Annotated in this window: 12 protein-coding genes; 2 read left to right on the forward strand and 10 right to left on the reverse strand. The window is 37.3% G+C overall.

Translation table 11 applies throughout. The features are described 5' to 3' along the window. Window position 1: 1 nt before the first annotated feature. From ACSVH6_RS09885 to sucC, 6 genes are all read right to left on the reverse strand, one after another. Complete coding sequence (locus tag ACSVH6_RS09885; RefSeq protein WP_438077987.1) at window positions 2-2,095, reverse strand: hypothetical protein; 2,094 nt, start codon at window positions 2,093-2,095, stop codon at window positions 2-4. Between the two features lie 500 nt (window positions 2,096-2,595). Further along, window positions 2,596-3,879 (reverse strand): citrate synthase, encoded by a 1,284-nt coding sequence (locus tag ACSVH6_RS09890; RefSeq protein WP_438077989.1) that lies wholly within the window; start codon window positions 3,877-3,879, stop codon window positions 2,596-2,598. A 178-nt stretch (window positions 3,880-4,057) separates the two neighbouring features. Further along, window positions 4,058-5,866: a DUF7619 domain-containing protein gene (locus ACSVH6_RS09895; protein WP_438077990.1), complete on the reverse strand. Its 1,809-nt coding sequence runs from the start codon at window positions 5,864-5,866 to the stop codon at window positions 4,058-4,060. Window positions 5,867-6,064: 198 nt separating this feature from the next. Beyond that, on the reverse strand, window positions 6,065-6,832 hold the full coding sequence (locus ACSVH6_RS09900; RefSeq protein WP_438077992.1) for a LytR/AlgR family response regulator transcription factor: 768 nt from the start codon (window positions 6,830-6,832) through the stop codon (window positions 6,065-6,067). 3 nt (window positions 6,833-6,835) lie between these two features. Then, a complete protein-coding gene (locus tag ACSVH6_RS09905) occupies window positions 6,836-8,809 on the reverse strand; it encodes a tetratricopeptide repeat-containing sensor histidine kinase (RefSeq protein WP_438077995.1) in 1,974 nt (657 codons plus the stop codon). A 159-nt stretch (window positions 8,810-8,968) separates the two neighbouring features. Continuing rightward, complete coding sequence (gene sucC, locus ACSVH6_RS09910) at window positions 8,969-10,162, reverse strand: ADP-forming succinate--CoA ligase subunit beta (RefSeq protein WP_438077997.1); 1,194 nt, start codon at window positions 10,160-10,162, stop codon at window positions 8,969-8,971. Between the two features lie 192 nt (window positions 10,163-10,354). Between sucC and ACSVH6_RS09915 the strand changes: the two genes are divergently transcribed. Both ACSVH6_RS09915 and lysA read left to right on the forward strand, forming a co-directional pair. Further along, complete coding sequence (locus ACSVH6_RS09915; RefSeq protein ID WP_438077999.1) at window positions 10,355-10,765, forward strand: hypothetical protein; 411 nt, start codon at window positions 10,355-10,357, stop codon at window positions 10,763-10,765. A gap of 85 nt (window positions 10,766-10,850) precedes the next feature. Beyond that, window positions 10,851-12,056: a diaminopimelate decarboxylase gene (gene lysA, locus ACSVH6_RS09920; protein WP_438078001.1), complete on the forward strand. Its 1,206-nt coding sequence runs from the start codon at window positions 10,851-10,853 to the stop codon at window positions 12,054-12,056. Between the two features lie 59 nt (window positions 12,057-12,115). Here the strand turns inward: lysA and pafA are convergent, their stop codons facing one another. From pafA to ACSVH6_RS09940, 4 genes are all read right to left on the reverse strand, one after another. Beyond that, window positions 12,116-13,729, reverse strand: coding sequence for an alkaline phosphatase PafA (gene pafA, locus ACSVH6_RS09925; protein ID WP_438078003.1), 1,614 nt, complete (start codon window positions 13,727-13,729; stop codon window positions 12,116-12,118). Between the two features lie 127 nt (window positions 13,730-13,856). Then, window positions 13,857-15,737 (reverse strand): OmpA family protein, encoded by a 1,881-nt coding sequence (locus tag ACSVH6_RS09930; protein ID WP_438078005.1) that lies wholly within the window; start codon window positions 15,735-15,737, stop codon window positions 13,857-13,859. Window positions 15,738-15,745: 8 nt separating this feature from the next. Beyond that, on the reverse strand, window positions 15,746-16,711 hold the full coding sequence (locus tag ACSVH6_RS09935) for a PorP/SprF family type IX secretion system membrane protein (RefSeq protein ID WP_438078007.1): 966 nt from the start codon (window positions 16,709-16,711) through the stop codon (window positions 15,746-15,748). An 11-nt stretch (window positions 16,712-16,722) separates the two neighbouring features. Further along, a partial coding sequence (locus ACSVH6_RS09940; protein ID WP_438078009.1) for a gliding motility-associated C-terminal domain-containing protein occupies window positions 16,723-18,487 on the reverse strand: 1,765 nt, incomplete at its 5' end.

An 18,487-nucleotide genomic window follows, 5' to 3' on the forward strand; every position in this document is an offset into this window, starting at 1 on the left:
CTTATTTCGTTTTTTCGATTAGTGCTTTTACTTGCGCTTTTAATTCTTCAATTTCTTTATTATTGTTTTCGATAGCTTTGTTTTGTGCTTCTATTTTTTTATCCTGATCAATAATATAAAGTGTCAATTCTTCTATTTTCTCCATATGTTTTGACTGCATTTCTGCAACATCCAGTCCTTTTTCGGCTAATTGTTCAGCAGAGTCAATACCTGGCAAATGCTTGTTAACTTCTACATATTGTGCAACTTCTTTCAATGGCATCAATTTGTAGTTTTCATCAAATACATAATCCGCCCAGTTTGCAGTACTGCGCAAAGCCACTTTTACTTTTTCAGTCATAATGCCGCCTTCTACAAATAATTTATAATTTCCTGTAGTTGTTGGATAAGTCGCCGTTGTTCCGATATACAATTTTCCATTGGTATCAGTGGCTGCTGATTTAAACCAAAGATTATTATTATTCATCGTTACCACTCTGTTTCCACTGGTAGTTGTAGCGGAGTTAATGGTTCCGTTATTGGCATAAAGACTGGTATCCGTAGCAGAAACTACATAAGGAGTGGCGGCATCACCGGTCCCGGTCACAGTAACATTGTTTCCGGCAGTCACAACAGTATTTGGTATGGTAAAAGATCCACCTCCGTTAGACAGAGTCACAATGGCTCCGTTTTGCGTTACGGTTTGAGGTCCGTGTGCAGGTAATACAATACTGTTCCCGTTAGATATACTCAAAACGTTTCCTGTCAGTGATAAAGTTTGTTGATCGGTATCTGTTGTTGTTACCGTTGGCAGGGTAATAGAACCTCCCCCATTTGATAAGGTAATAACATTCCCCGACTGAGAAATAGTTTGCGGCATTACGTTGGGAAGTGTTACACTATTCCCATTGGAAATAGAAAGTATATTTCCGTTTAAAGCTAAAGATTGTGAATCAGTATCGGTAAAAGTAGGTAAAGTAAACGACCCTCCTCCGTTAGACAAAGTTATGGTATTTCCTGATTGGGAAAGGGTTTGAGGAGTGGTAGTAGGCAGAGTAAAAGAACCTCCTCCTTCAGAAAGTGTGATAGTATTTCCTGATTGGGTAAGTACTTGTGGGTAACCGTTTACTACATTTTGTAACACCACATCACCGGCACCATTTACTGTCAAGAATTTGGTCGCTGTTTGTGTATTGGTTGGCACATACTCGCTGGTCAAATTTGTAAAACGAAGCCCGGAGTTTCCGTTTGTTCCTTGTGTAATTTCCAATTTGTTTTTTGGATTTGTATTTCCAATACCCACATTTCCTTCAACTAACATACCGTTTAAAGGAGCAGTAGCCCCAAGTGTAGGAATAGGATAAGGTCTGGAAGCGTAATTTCTGCCAATCACAATTCCTCCGCCGATATCCATTTTGTTTGCCGGTATGATATTATTTCCGAGTCCGATTCCAACATTCCCGCTCTCACTGATTAGCATTTTTTGATTTCCTCTACCGTCAGCAAAAATCATGGTTCCATTGGTATCGTTTCCTGCTACTGCAGCGGCTGATGGATTAGGAGACACCATTACTCTTCCTAAAAAAACATTGTAACTACCATTTAATAAGTTTACTGCAGTTTCTGTCCCTAAAAAGGTATTAAAATCCCCTGATAAAAGATTTCTTGGAGTAAAATAGCCCAAAGCAACATTTCCGCTTCCGATTGTAGACAACAAAGAGGCATAACCTATTGAGGTATTAAGGCTTCCATCTACATTGGCTTCCAAAGCTCTGTGTCCAAAAGCAATATTTCGTTCACCAGTTCTGTTTCCTGATAATGCTCTTGTACCAAAAGCACTATTCAATGATCCTGAGGTATTGGATATCATTGCATCATTTCCAAAAGCACAGTTAAAACTTCCTGTAGCTGATTTTAAAGCGTTCATTCCAAAAGCATTGTTGCTGAATGCTGTATTCTGAAGTAAGGCATTCACCCCAAAACCCGTATTAAAATTTCCCGTACTGCTAGCTCCGGCTCCATCTCCTACAAAAGTACATGCGACTTGTGCATTGCTTACAAACATAGCTCCAAAGAGTAGACATGTTGTAAAGAAAAAAGTAATTTTCATTTTCATAACTGAACGATTTAGTGTTAAAAATCAATTAAAAACTCATTTGGTAATTATTATAGTTCAGGATGGAGTATAACTTATATAATTTGGGGCAAATAAATTTGGTTTAACATCAAATTTCAACGAACGAATCAGTAGGTCGACACACAGTTCATTTTGCTTTGATTTTATGGTTCAAATATAAATTGCTTTTTTATAAATAATCTATAAAATACACATAAAATCGATGAAATACATCTTTTTAATACATATAAAAGAATTTATCTTACAAATTATAAATTAAATAAGATTACCCTTTAAAAACCGTTAATCTTAAATTAACCAACAAATTTTATCGATAAATTTCTATTATTCTTTTCCTTATTATTTCTTTCCGAATGACATCAATATTTAAAAAAAGTTGCAGCTGATACCGAACTTGCATTGCTTCTTTCTTCAAAATCACATTCAAAAAAAAACTCCCTGCTTTCGCAAGGAGTTTTTTTTGTATAAAGGAGTATTATTTATCTCTGATTCATCGGTTTAAAATCACGTAAAGGATATCCGGTGTAAATTTGTCTTGGTCTTCCAATCGGTTCTTTATTAATACGCATTTCTTTCCACTGAGCAATCCAACCCGGCAAGCGTCCAATAGCAAACATTACGGTGAACATTTCTGTTGGAATGCCCAAAGCGCGATAAATGATTCCGGAATAGAAATCTACATTTGGATATAATTTTCGGGATACAAAATAATCATCAACTAAAGCGGAAGCTTCCAATTTTTTAGCAATATCTAAAATAGGATCATCCACACCCAAAGTATTTAAAACCTCATCAGCTGCTTTTTTTATGATTTTTGCTCTTGGATCAAAATTCTTGTAAACCCTGTGCCCAAATCCCATTAAACGGAAAGGATCATCTTTATCTTTTGCTTTAGCTAAATACTTTTCTGCATCACCACCATCTTTCTGAATCGCTTCGAGCATTTCCAAAACTGCCTGGTTAGCTCCACCATGTAATGGTCCCCATAGCGCGGAAACTCCGGCAGATATAGAGGCGAATAAACCGGCATGTGACGAACCAACAATTCTAACTGTTGATGTAGAACAGTTTTGTTCATGGTCTGCATGTAGGATGAATAATTTATCCAAAGCATCCACTACCACCGGATTCACTTTATAAGGACCGGTAGGTAATTCAAACATTAGGTGCAAAAAGTTCTCTACATAACCTTTAGTATTGTCGTAGTAATTCAATGGGAAGCCCATCATTTTTCGGTAAGTCCATGTGGCAATAACAAGGAATTTCCCCATGGTTTTACATACGGCTTCATACATTTCTTTTTCGTTTTCCACATTAACCACTTTCGGGTTGAAAGCTGTCAAAGCACTGGTAAGCGAAGATAAAACGCCCATAGGATGAGCCGTTTTAGGAAAACCATCAATGATGTTCTTCATTTCTTCATTTACTAATGTGTACTTTCGAATATCATTTTCAAATTGTACCAATTGCTCTTGAGTTGGCAACTCTCCGAAAATGACCAGATAAGAAACTTCCAAGAATCCAGCTTTTTCGGCTAGGTCCTCGATGGCATAACCACGATAACGCAGTATTCCTTCTTCTCCATCCAAAAATGTGATTTCACTTTTACACGAACCTGAATTTTTATAACCCGGATCAAGTGTGATAGCGCCTGTTAAAGCACGTAATTTGTCGATATCGATAGCTGCTTCATTTTCGCTTCCGACAATCACCGGAAACTCATATTTATTGCCATCAAATTCTAATATTGCTGTTTTAGACATGATATAAATAAGGGAATTAAATCTGATAAATTAATAATTTAACAAAATTAGGGAATTCAAAATGAAATAAAAAAGAATTACAGTAGCGTTTTCGTTAAATTTGTGATAATTTTTGCAAAGTTGGTATAGACACAAAAAAAAAGCGCACCGAAGTGCGCTCTACCACAATTACGCAACTCTATTGTTTAATTATTCGCTCAACTTTCATGCCTTTATCAGTCATGACTTTAACAAAATATACGCCTGAGTTATGTGCCGTTACGTCTAAGATCGCTTCACTTCCTTCTGTCAATTTGGTCAGTAACAAACGCCCTTGCACGTCGTACAACTGAACTGATTTAATTGCAAAATTACCGCGAACTGTAATCGTATTTTTGGTTGGATTTGGATAAACTTTAACCGTCACATCCGTTTCAAAAGCCGGATTACTTAAGGTTTGGAATACTGTATTTTCAATATTGGTGGATACAGGAGCATTATAATCAAAATAAATATTGGCATTTTTACTGACCATATCACCTTCTACCAAGTTGCCTTTTGATTTGATTTTCAACAATATATTCCCATGACCACCAGAATGCAGACTAAGATTCTGAAAAATGAACTCAGCTACATTACCTGTTAACTTAGCTGTTATCGGATGTGAAGCATCAAGAACCTGCAACGAAGACACATCAAACTTAGTAATATCAATAACCTCTCTAACCACTACATTTTCAGCATCTGCAGTACCTGTATTTTCAAAGTTAACTACATAGTGCAAGTAATTCCCTATTTCAGATGGTGGTACTACACTCCCTTCAAGACAAATGATATTATTGGGATCATAGGACCCAACTACCGTCTGATTGAAAGCAAATGTATTATCTGACTGATTTTCATCCCCGGCAAACGGATTGAGTGTTGTTATAAAACTCAACACATCTCCAATATTTACAGCGGGATTATCGGTAGGGGTATTAACATGCAAAGTGATTGTAATGCTTCTGCTTTCAAAAGGAGACAAAGTGTTATAGTTCCAACTTAAATTCCCAAAACTTTGATTATTGGGGACAATCGATGCGGTAACAAAATTCAATACTTCATCATCAAACTCAAAACTTAAATTTCCGGAAACCGTTTGATTTCCTTTATTTCGATAAACCACTTTATAAACTGCATCAAACCCTGGTCGAGCCGGAATCAAAGGGGTAACAATAACCTCGATATCTGGATGAACTCCATTAGCAGTGATGCAAAAGTTTTGTGTAGCCACATTGTTATTGGTATCGGTAAACGGAATGGCAGCGTTGATTGGTGAAATGCTAAACCATGCCGAGTTTTCCATACTTGGAGTTAAAGTAAAATTCCCGGTTTGAGTATAAAAAGTATAAGTACCGGAACTGCTTGTAAAATTTGCTCCGGCACTCGTTCCGTCATTAAGATTTATTCTGATATTCGGCTGAAGACTGTCTGAAGCATCACAACCATTATTGTTGCTGTCAAAAATCATTGACCCGGTTATACTATTATAATTGCCGCCGGGCGTAAAAGAACAATAAGACGTAATATATGAAGAAGGATAAAAAGCGCTCAAACCGGCAATCTCGAAATCATCGGCACAGATGAACGGAATATTGCCTAATATACTGTTTGTATTTAAACTTGAACCATTTTTTATAAATAATGCCTGCAACGGATTGCTATCACACTCCAAATGGTCCAATAAAAGATTCTGGCTTAAATCGAGCGATGTAATTTGGTTGTGGTCACACATTAAAAAAGTTAGACTACTAAAATACTCAATCCCAGTCAAATCACTAATATTCAAATTGTGAACGTCCAAAGCGGGTATTCCAGAGACTTCACTTACTTGAATCTCGCCATCCGCATTTGCATCTGCTCCAAGTGTAATCAGGTGTGCCTTAAAATTTGCATCGGGTATATTCACAATCTGCGCATTTACCATTCCGGCAAAAAACAGCAGCAAAATATATAGTTTTTTCATAATCTTGGTTTTGGTTGGTTTTTGACGATGTAAAACCTCAAAATCCTCTTCAAATGAAGAGGATAATGACGTTCTAACTTAACTCCAATTTTTTATTTTTAACCATTTTCAACTTTAATTACTCGTATAAATATATTATAAATATTTATTGTTTTTTGAGCAATTGAGTATAACTGTGTTTTCAATTAGAATTTGCGATTAACTGCTCAACTGCTTTATCAAAATCTCCTGTAATCGTTCCTTTTTTCGTTGTGATATCGGCAAGTTACTGTTGTCCGCCATAATCACATACCCACCATCTTTTTTGATATACGATTTCAAATAAGACAAATTAATCAAATGCGATTGATGAATGCGTTCAAAACCATGTTCGGTTAATAAATCTTCATATTCTTTCAGCGTTTTGGATATCAAAACCGGCTTATTGTTTTTGATATAAAACTTAGTGTAATTGTCCTCGCTTTCGCAACGTATAATATCACTCACATCAAACAAATGAATTCCGTCAGCAGTTGACAGAGCAATGCGCTTGAAGTTATCCACTTTCTTTCTGATATTTTCCAAAAGCAAATCGATATGTGCTACACTGTCATTTTTATCCAATACATTTTTAATTTTACCGATAACTTTACTCAATTCATCAGGATCAACAGGCTTTAACAAAAAATCCAACGCACTAAAACGAAATGCCTTAATGGCGTATTGCTCATGCGCGGTAATAAAAACAATTTGCGAATTCAGTTTGCCCTTTTTGTTTACTTCTTCGAGCAAATCAAACCCAGAACCGTCACCCAAATGAATGTCGAGAAAAACTACTTGCGGCTGATTTTGCAACAAGAGTGTTGTTCCGCTTTCCACGCTATCGGCTTCCCCAACTATGTTGATTTCCGGAGCGTAACGCGCCAGTAACGATTTCATTCCGTTGCGTAAATTTTCGTCGTCATCTATAAGTACAGCTGTGATCATATTTTATTCTGCATATTGTATCGGTAAATGCAAAGTTACTTTAGTTCCCAATACTTCAGCTTTATTTGTCGTAACTTCTTCAATTATTACATTAGCTTTTTGATTTGTAACAGATTCGATCATTTCCAATCGCTTTTTAGTAATATCTAATGCCATAGATTTGTGAGCCACAACTGAGTTCACTTTTTGCGCTTTGGACTGCTGAAAACCAATGCCGTTGTCTTCAACAGTGCAAAGCAAACTTTCTTTTTCAATTTCAAATCGGATAGCAATACTTCCCATTTCTTTTTTCGGAATAACTCCGTGTATTATGGCATTTTCAACAAAAGGTTGCAACAAGAGCGGTGGAATCGCCATGTCGTCCTCTATTTCGTTACTTTTATAGATGGTAAAAGTGAATTTATTATTAAAGCGCAATTGTTCGAGTTCCAAATAATTTTGCAAACTCTCTACTTCTTTATCAATTGGTATTAATGACTCTTTAGAATATTCCAAGGTCAAACGCATCAGCTTTGAAAACTTTGACAAATATTTTATCGCAGAGTCGGTACCGTTCTGTACAATAAAGCTTGAGATTGACCCTAAACAATTGAATACAAAATGTGGATTCATTTGCAGGTGTAAGGCCTTTTGTTCGTATTCGGCTAAATCTTTCTGTAAAGTCAATGTCTTTTTTAATTGCAAACGATTGTAGAGCAAAAACGCAATTCCAAAAGCAAGCAGGATGAACAAAATAACGAACACTATTTGCTGTTGATGTCTTTTAGACTCCTCATTATACACTACTTCTCTTTTCTCCTGCTCTTTTCGCTGTAAGGCTTCTTTTTTATCAAACTCAAAGTTCATTTCAGCCCTAACACTGTTTCGAATGTTTTCGTTATTACTGATGCTGTCTTTGGCTATGTTGTACAACTTGAAGTGCGCTAAAGCTTCATTGGGTTTGTTTAGTTTTTCATAAATTTCACTCAGTCGTTTTTCAGCAATCTGCACTTGGTCCAATACGTCTAACTCCTTAGCCAGGGCCAACGACTTATTGGTATACGTCAAAGCTTCATCCCAATTTTTCTGGGCATAATAAACTTCCCCGATAAAATAATAGGTATCCGAAAGCCCAAACTTATCATCTATACTGTTAAAAGTCGCTATAGCCTTATTGTAAGCAACCAATGCTTCTGCCGGTTTTTGAATAGCTACATAATACAATCCCAAATTGTTATACAACTCGCCCAAACCTCGTTGATTCGGATATTTTTCAAACAGCATTTCCGCTTTACAGAAATATTCAAACGCTTTCAGGTAACTTTTCTGGTTTAAATATATTGTACCAATATTGGTCATGGTAATCCCAATCGTGTTGTCGCCGATTTTTTCCTGAGTTTTTAAACATTTAATAAAATAATTCAGGGCTTTAAAATCTTCTCCTTGTGATTTGTACACAACACCAATATTGTTGTACACTCGGGCACATTTTTCCAAATTATTACTTTCCTCATAAAGCTTTACCGCTTTCAGATGAAATTGCAAGGCTTTTGCATAATTACTCTGCTCTGAAAAAACCACACCCAAACTTCCGTATGCACGAGCCAGACCATTTTTTATTTCTTTATTGTTATCATTGGATGCATTTTCCAAAGCTTCTTCAAAAACACTTTGTGCATTCGAAAAATAACGCAATGCCTGAGGATAATCTCCGGTAAGAATATTAGCATTTCCTAAATTTAAAAAAGCATTCCCCTTGGCTGTATTAAATTTAATTTTCGTTGCCAATGCCAAAGCCTGATTGGCATATTGCAGCATTAGTTTAGGATCACTTGCCTTATATTCGTCTGCAATAGTATTAAACAATTGTGCACGATCAATATCATTTCTGGTTTTACCCAAAACTGCCACTAAACTATCGGCTTTTTTATTTTGCGCCGCACTCACCACCGAAAAAATCAGCAGCAAATACATCGCTATACATTCAATTCTTTTCATCAAGGAAATTTTTTACTCCTGTTGCAAACAAAAATAGCATTTCCTTTTGGGTAAAAAATCAGGAAATGAGTATTTCGCTATTTTGACCGAGAATTTGAAAAATAAAAAATCCCGGGTTTGTGCCCGGGATTTCCATATATAAACTTTAATTGTATCAGATTATGACAAAGCTGCTTTTACTTGGTCTGCTGCTTCCTGGAATTGTACTGCAGACAAAATTGGCATTCCTGAATTATCAATTAATTCTTTGGCAATCTCTGCATTGGTTCCTTGCAAACGCACAATGATAGGTACTTTGATAGCATCTCCCATGTTTCTGTAGGCATCTACTACTCCTTGTGCTACACGGTCACAACGAACAATTCCTCCAAAAATATTGATTAAAATCGCTTTTACATTCGGATCTTTTAAAATAATACGGAAAGCTGTCTCCACACGTTTCGCATCTGCTGTTCCTCCAACATCCAGAAAGTTAGCCGGTTCAAAACCTGCATATTTAATTAAGTCCATGGTAGCCATAGCCAATCCGGCTCCGTTTACCATACAACCAACAGTTCCGTCTAAGTCAACATAATTTAAGCCAACTTCTTTTGCTTCCACCTCAATTGGATTTTCCTCTCGAATATCACGCATATCAGCAATTTTAACTTGACGGTACAAAGCGTTATCATCAATATTTACTTTGGCATCCACCGCTAAAATCTTGTTGTCTGAAGTCTTCAACACCGGATTGATTTCAAACATAGAAGCGTCTGAACCAATGTAAGCATTGTATAACGAATCCACAAATTTCACCATTTCTTTGAACGCATTTCCTGAAAGCCCTAAATTAAAAGCAATTCTGCGCGCCTGAAAACCTTGCAATCCTACAGAAGGATCTATTTCCTCAGTAAAGATTAAATGAGGAGTATGCTCAGCAACTTCTTCAATATCCATTCCTCCTTCAGTAGAATACATAATCATGTTTCTTCCTCTGGCTCTGTTTAGTAAAACTGACATATAGAATTCTGAAGTTTCACTTTCACCCGGATAATAAACATCCTCAGCCACTAAAATTTTATGTACTTTTTTTCCTTCTGGTGGGGTTTGCGGTGTAATCAATTGCATTCCGATAATTTGCTCAGCCAATTCCTCAACTTGTTGCAGATTTTTAGCCAATTTCACTCCGCCTCCTTTACCTCTTCCTCCGGCATGGATTTGTGCTTTGATAACGTGCCAACCGGTTCCGGTTTCTGCAGTTAATTGTTTGGCTGCAGCTACTGCTTCTACAGGATTGTTAGCAACAATACCACGCTGCACGCGAACGCCGTATCCTGCCAATATTTCTTTTCCCTGATATTCGTGTATGTTCATAATAAAGAGTTTGTTTGTTAGACACTGAAACAGCTTCAGTATAAAGTGCCACAAAAGTAATTAATTAGAATCAAACCTAAAAGAAATGTATACCAATTTAGTATATTTCTTGATTTTGATTATTTTGCTTCTGAAAACGCAACCCTTTTTTTAAAATCCCATCATTAGTTTAAAATCAAAAAACTAAAAAAAATGAAAAATCTAATCATCCCCTTCGCCTTTTTATTGGTATTGTTTTTCAGTAGTTGTGGTACTGATTCTAATTCTACTAATACCGACCCTGTTCAGGGACAATGGAAACTGGTTGCCGTTGACGGAACATTTGCAGGAATCCACAATACTTTCTCACCTGGAGTTATCAACTGGAGTTTTAATCCGATTACACAAACCGTTACCGTGGTCAATAACAATCCAAATCCAGAACTTTGGGATGTTTTAGAAACGGGCGTGTACAATTATCAATTTGTGAACGATCCGGATTCTCCATGCGGAGAAAGTATTAAAATCAACGGAACCATATATGGCTGTTATTCAACAACCAACGACACACTGGTTATTGACCAAGCCATTGCTGATGGTTTTGCCATGACTTTGGTGCATTAACTTTCAAAATGGACGAATTCTGTTATTTTTTTCTTTGGTTTTGAGACTACTGCACCCTAGCTTTGTACAAAATTAAAACAAAGTTATGCAACCATCAGAATTAGTAGCCTTGGCCCAAGAATTTGGAGATCCATTGTATGTGTATGATGCTGGGAAAATCGAATCCCAGTACAACCGATTAGCCACTGCCTTTTCTAAAGTAGAAAAGCTTCGCATCAATTATGCGATGAAGGCATTGTCTAACCTTACCATACTAAAGCTACTGAAGAAGCTCGGTTCAGGCTTAGATACCGTTTCCATCCAAGAAGTGCAATTGGGATTACACGCCGGATTTACACCCGATAAAATTATTTTTACTCCCAATGGCGTTTCTTTTGAAGAAATTGAAGAAGTAGCTAAACTGGGAGTTCAAATTAATATTGATAATCTTTCAGTTTTGGAACATTTCGGAACCAAACATCCGAAAGTTCCGGTATGTATCCGAATCAATCCTCATGTAATGGCCGGAGGCAATGAGAATATTTCCGTTGGCCATATCGACAGTAAATTTGGGATTTCTATTTACCAAATTCCGCATGTTTTACGAATTGTGGAAAACACCAAAATGACCATCAACGGTATCCACATGCACACGGGTTCTGATATTTTAGACATCGAAGTATTCCTCTATGCAGCCGAAATTTTATTTGATGCCGCTAAACAATTTAAAAACCTGGAGTTTCTGGATTTTGGATCCGGATTCAAAGTGCCTTACAAAAAAGACGATATCGAAACCAATATTGAAGAACTGGGAAAAAAACTAACCAAACGATTTTTGGCTTTTGAAAAAGAGTACGGTAGCGAATTAACCCTAGCCTTTGAACCAGGAAAATTTTTGGTAAGTGAAGCCGGTTATTTTTTGGCCAAAGTAAATGTTATCAAACAAACAACTTCAACTGTTTTTGCCGGAATAGATAGTGGTTTCAACCATTTAATTCGTCCGATGTTTTACGGTTCACAACATACCATTGAAAACATTTCCAATCCAAAAGGCAAAGAACGTTTCTATACCGTGGTTGGTTATATCTGTGAAACGGATACATTTGCCAACAACCGAAGAATTTCTGAAATTCACGAAGGAGACATTTTGTGTTTCCGCAATGCCGGAGCCTATTGTTTCTCTATGTCATCCAACTATAACTCTCGCTTTAAACCCGCAGAAGTGCTATGGAAAGACGGTAAAGGGCATTTAATTCGCGAAAGAGAAAGATTTGAAGATTTGCTACAGAATCAAATTATGATTGAATTATAACTAAACTACACACTACACAACTAAAAAAGCACCGATTAACGGTGCTTTTTTGATTTTGATTATTTATCCAACACTTCGGTTAATACCTCCGCTTCGGTGCCATTTGGAAAAGCCGTTTTGATTTTTTGAGCCAGTGTGGGAGCAATTTGCGTAATCACTTTTCTGTCGTGGGTTTCTCCGGCTTTAATATTCCAACCAAAGAAAATCAAAGGCACGTGAGTATCATAACTATAGGGCGTTCCATGGGAAGTTCCGGTAGCGCCGTATTCAATATAACCTGGTTTGTCCAAGATTACTAAATCGCCATCTTGAGTATTATCATATCCTTTGGCAATACAATTCAGATAATAATCATTACCACTGTTGTTCAGGATTTCTTCTTCGGTAAATACTCTTTTCACCTGATCTTGAGTCAGCAAATACTCTTTGAACATTTGCTTTATTTTAGTCAAATCCAATCCTTTGATTTTGATTTTTTCTTTATCAAAAAACACATTGAAATTGGAATAATTCAACACCAAATCATCACCAAAAGTATCTGTTGAAAATTTCTTTAGGTTCTTCGCGATGTCTTTGTATTCCACATTAATCACATTGTATTTGTTATCGTTTAAGAATTTCGCATTTTCGGCTCCGGCATGATCAGCCGTTAAAAACAGTAAGTAATTACCTTTGCCCACCGTTTGATCTAAGTACTTCAGAAAGTCAGCCAAAGTAAGATCCAAACGCATATATGTATCCTGCAGCTCTATTGAACGGGGACCTAAAATGTGTCCAATGTAATCTGTGGAAGAAAAACTTACTGTCAGGAAATCTGTGATGCTGTCTTTCCCCAATTGCTCCTTTTCGATTGCTCTTTTAGCAAATTCTTCTAATAAATCATTGCCATAAGGAGTTGAACGCAGGATACCCGCATCATTTTTAACTGAATACATCGCTTTCAAATCATATGGAAAAACCGGATTGGCACCGTTTAACTTTCCTTCGTAGTTGTTCTCATCGGCCAAACTTTCAGTATAATTTTCCTTTGATTTCAACAAATTCCATCCTTTGTTGATATAAGTCATAAAATGCTTTTCGTTATTGAATTCAGTAACCCAATTGGGTAAAGCATTCCCATAGAAAGTACTCGAAATAAAACTTCCGGTTTTGCTGTACCAAAAAGCTCCGTTGGCAAAATGCCCGGCCGGTAGTATTGCCCCTCGGTCTTTCAGACTTACGCCAATGACTTTTCCTTTGAAGTTAGTGGCCAATCGTAATTCATCTGTTATGGTCGTGGCCTGCAGGTTTTTGGGCGACATCATACCCTCTTCTTTGATTCCGTCACCTACGGTTTGTACTGAAGCATCATCGGTACAGTACATCTCTTTTCCCAGTTTTCGGCTGAACCACTCATTCCCTACTATGCCATGTGTAGCAGGTGTAGTCCCCGTGTAAATTGACGCATGTCCGGGAGCAGTATAGGTAGGCACATAATTGTAATGGGTGTTCTGAAAAGTATACCCTTCTCGCATCAGTCGCTTGAATCCGTTATCGGAAAAATCATTTTGAAAACGGTATAAATATTCCATTTTCATTTGGTCAACAACAATACCCACAACCAGTTTGGGGCGCTGTTGAGCAGAAACCGTTAATACAACAAAAAGAAGGCTTAACTCGAGAAACTTTTTCATAAGTCATTATTTGATGGACAAAAATACAGAATTGTGATGAATAGTTTATAAAAAACAAGTGCATACAATACTTTGTATGCACCTGAAAAATTCCCAATTTTTAACAACTATAATAACAACTAACTCGCTATTTCAAAATCATAAAAGTACATCTACGATTTATGGCATGCTCTTCTTCGGTACAATCATTTTTAGGGCAAACCACCAATGGTTTTGTTTCGCCATAACCAACCGAAGACAATCGTTTTCTATCAATTCCGTTTTTCACTAAATACTCCAAAGCCGAAGCCGCTCTTTTATTAGAAAGTTTGAGGTTATAAGAAGCAGTAGCTCTGGAATCAGTATGAGAGCCGATTTGGATTTCCATATACGGATACTTTTTCAACAAACCTACCAATACATCCAGCACCGTGGCTGCCTGTGGCTTGATATCCCATTTATCTAAATCGAAATAAATATTTTCCAATTCAATCAATACCGTTCCATCCTCTTTTTTGTTGATAATATCTTCCGCATCGTAATAAGACTCTACTTTCATTTGTAGGTCTAAATACACTTTACCGCTTTGACTGGTTTCAAACTCTGATTCGGCCGGAATATAAAAATCTTTGAAGGCCATGATTTTGTATTTTTTATTCGGCTCTGTATTGAACGTAAAGTCGCCGTCTTTGCCTACCAAAACTTCTTCTAGCAAAGTGCCGTTTTGATCATACAGTTTTACCGTAGAACCCGGTAATAATTCCATCGTTTTTTTGTCACGAACTTCCCCTTCTACCAAATATTGCAACTTATTCGGTTCTTTAACAAAAGTGTATAAATGATCATCTCCTTCCCGATTGGAAGCAAAGTAGCCTTGATTTTTGGCTTCATCCAAAATATAATTGAAATCGTCCATTTCACCGTTAATGGTGGAACCTAAATTCACCGGTTTATCGTACTCCGTATCGCTTATTTTTTTACTTGAGAAAACGTCCAAATTCCCTCCTCCTTGATGACCGTCTGAAGCAAAGTATAACGTACCGTCTGAAGTCACAAAAGGAAATTGTTCCCGATGTGGCGTATTTATCTTGTCGCCTAAATTACGAGGCAAACTATAGGTCCCATCCTCATTAATATCGACCACATAAATATCAAAAGAGCCATAAGTCCCGGGCATATCACTGGCAAAAAATAATTGTTTTCCGTCTTTACTCAAACAAGGATGCTCCACTGAATAGGTATCACTCGAAAAAGGAACCATTGTGACATTACTCCATTTTCCGCCTTTTAGTTCCGCTTTGAAAATTTTGATGTTGGCCACTACTTCCTCACCTACTTTAATTTGTTTATCGGCAGTTCGGTTAAAATACATCGTTTTACCATCTGCGGTAAAGGTAGCCGAGCTTTCATGATTTTTACTGTTAATCTCATCTGGAAATGTTTCCACATTTACCAGTTGTCCTTGTTCATTGACAGTAGCCGAAAACAAATCCAAATAGGGTTTATCATTCCAACCATAAGATTTTCCCTGTCCATTTCGAGCGGAGGAAAAAGCAACTTTATCGCCATAGAATGAAATTCCGAAATCACCATTGTTTTGACCTTTGGACATCATTTCCAGTTTGTAACTGTCTTTTGAATTTCGGGAAGCACTTTTCATAAACTTTTGGGTATTCTGTTCGTATCCCAAATAGATTTTCATAATAGAATCTCCTTTCTCAAGATTTTTAGTTCCTTTCATCGCATTCGCAAAACGGAAATAGACCTCTTTCTGAACGCTGTCTTTGAAGGTAGTAAACAGTTGAGTGTAGGCTTTAACCGCATTACTCATTTGGAAATTATAATAATAACAATCACCCAGATTTTGCAGTATCTCTTTAGTTGCAGGCAACTGCTCGTAAATAGCAGCTGCTTTCACATAAGAGCGGGTTTGAAACAATGCATTTCCGTCCTTGACACTGGCTTTCTTTTGGGCAAAAAGAGTGGTAACGCTGCAAAAAACAAAAAGTATGTATAGTTTTCTCATCATTTTCATTTTTAAAAGAATCGTGGTGATTTGTCATACCCTTTACCGGAACCGTCTTTATCTCGGCTTGAACCTAAATCAAACAAGACAAACACTTCATGGGAACCGGTATTAAAATTTCTCAAATTGGTTAAGGTATAGTCATAAGAATACCCTATTCTAAGTGTTGGAGTTACATAAAAACTGGCCAATCCGCTGACTGAATCATGCAATCTATATCCCACACCGGCCTCGAATTTATTGTTAATCAAAATATTGGTGGTTAAATCTAAAGAAATCGGAGCACCTTCAACGCCTTTGGCCATGAAAGCAGGTTTTACTTTGAAATTATCATTGTTGTTAAACGTAAATACATATCCCCCCGTCATAAAATAATGAATGGCTTCTACTCCGGTGGTTTTGACTCCGTTTTGATTTTCAAGATGTTTAGTCGTCAACAAATTGGGAGCGGAAAAACCAAAATAATAATTGGATCCAAACAAATAAGTTCCGGCTCCGACATTAGGAAACGTTTTGCTAATATTATTTTGAAAAGCCGGATCAACAGCTGAATCCGTATAAACAAATCCGTTAAAATCAGTACTGAAAAGTGTTACTCCTCCCTTTACTCCGAAAGACAGTTTAGTCTCCTCTCCAACATCCAATACATAAGCAAAATCAGCAAAGACATTGCTTTCCTTCACTACATCACCAATTTCATCGTGAACTACAGAAACTCCCATTTCTACTTTTTTGGATAAAGGTTTGTGAGCAAAAAAGGATTGAGTGGTTGGAGCACCTTTAATACCAACCCATTGAGCACGGTAAATCCCTCCCAGATTAAGCACGCCTGGATTATCGGTTGCGTAAGCGGGGTTAATCACACTCATATTATACATATAATGAGTAAACTGTGGATCCTGCTGCGCTCGCATCAACGAAGAGCAAAGCACAGCAAATAGCGCTAAGAGGATATATTTTATAGTTTTATTTTTCATAGTGGTTCTCATTATCTGCTTAAGTATACTCTGTCTTGAAGAGGTGCTCTGTTTCCGTCATTGAAATTAATGATAAAGAAATAAACACCTGTTGGCAATAAATTAGTTCCCAATTTTAATCCGCCTTCGGTGGTAGTTCCATCCCAATTTGGCGTGTTGATATTTCCTTGATAAACCAAATTTCCATAGCGGTTATAGATTTCCAATTTAAAATTCGGATACAATTCCGGCAAATTATTAATCACAAAAGTGTCGTTGATTCCGTCATTATTTGGAGAGAATCCATCCGGAATTATGATGTCAGGACAACCTGTTAAGTCAGCAATTACCTGTAAACGGGCAGTGCTTTCACAACCACTTGACGCTACAGCAGCCGCATAATAAATAGTCCCATTTACTAATAAATCAGTTTCATTATAAGCGGTTCCACCGGTTGGAGCATTGTACCAAATAACCGTTTGACCTCCTGTTATATTTGCTGTCAAATTAGCTACCGTAGGCTGATTATCATCACAGAAGATGTTTCCGTCAGTAATCAAGGTTGGAGGAGCTAAAGCTATCACTTCAAATGTTGCCGTGCCCTGGGTCGTTAAAGGTCCACCACAACCTGTGGTTGTCGAAACAATTGATGTAATAGTAATTGTTGTTGTTCCCGAATTTACCAAACTTGCTGCAGGAATAGTCAATGTCCCCATTCCACCGGCAATAGTAACAGTAGCAGTCACTGTACCGGAAGTATTGGCCCCGGTAAGATTGTATTCAATGTTATAAATACCATCATTCAGATTCAATGCTCCGCTGATGGTTGCGACACTGTCAAAATTCGGACAAGTGGTTTGTACAGTCACCGTTGCTCCTAGTAAATCCGGAATTGGATTAATGGCAAAATTAGCCGCTGCATTTTCTAATGGATTGGTACAACCGCCTGAACTCACCGCTACTATACCAACAATGGTGATGGTATATGTTCCCGAACTGGCAAACAATGAAGCCGGTAAAACAAATTGTCCGACACCACTTATGATATCAACATTGACTGTAGTCCCTCCGGTTGGATTGGCTCCCGGAATAGAATAATTGAACTGATAAATACCATCAGACAACCCGCTTGCTCCACTAATATTAACTATAACAGGACTACCGAAACAAACGTTGGTTATACTCAAATTGGCCGGTGTAATATCCGCCAAAGGTTTTACCAATAAGTTGGTTGTAACTCCTAGCAGACTAAAACAATTTGTAGCGTTATCTGTTATTTTTGTAAATGAGATAACCGTAATTCCTGAATTTGACAACAAGGCACTTGGAATCGTAAAGTTTCCGATACCTCCAATAATTGTTACTGTAATTTGTTGGTTAGCCAGTGGATTAACCCCTCCTAAATCATAATTTAAAGTATAAACACCGTCAGTCATACCGTTAAAGTTAATTATACCGTTGTTTCCAATACAAATTGTGGCTGCGGTAACATTTAACGAGGTTAAAGTTGGCGTAGGTAAAACGGTGAACTGAACCTGACGCTCGTCACTACCACACCCATTAGTCACTCTGTAAGTATAAGTATAAGTCCCTGCAATGAAAGTCGAAATATTGATTGGTGAAGTTACAGGCTGCAAAGCACTGTCCAACCAAGAACCTCCGGGATCCTGACCAGTCAATAATGTATTCAAATCTAAAACCCCTATAGAACTACAAATCGGTGACACCGTAACTGCTGTTCCCGCATTTGGCATCGCAGACAAATTAATCGTTATTGTAGCATCTTCATTGGTATTA

This window comes from Flavobacterium sp. XGLA_31, from assembly GCF_051547105.1.
In the GTDB taxonomy this organism is placed as follows: Bacteria; Bacteroidota; Bacteroidia; order Flavobacteriales; family Flavobacteriaceae; genus Flavobacterium.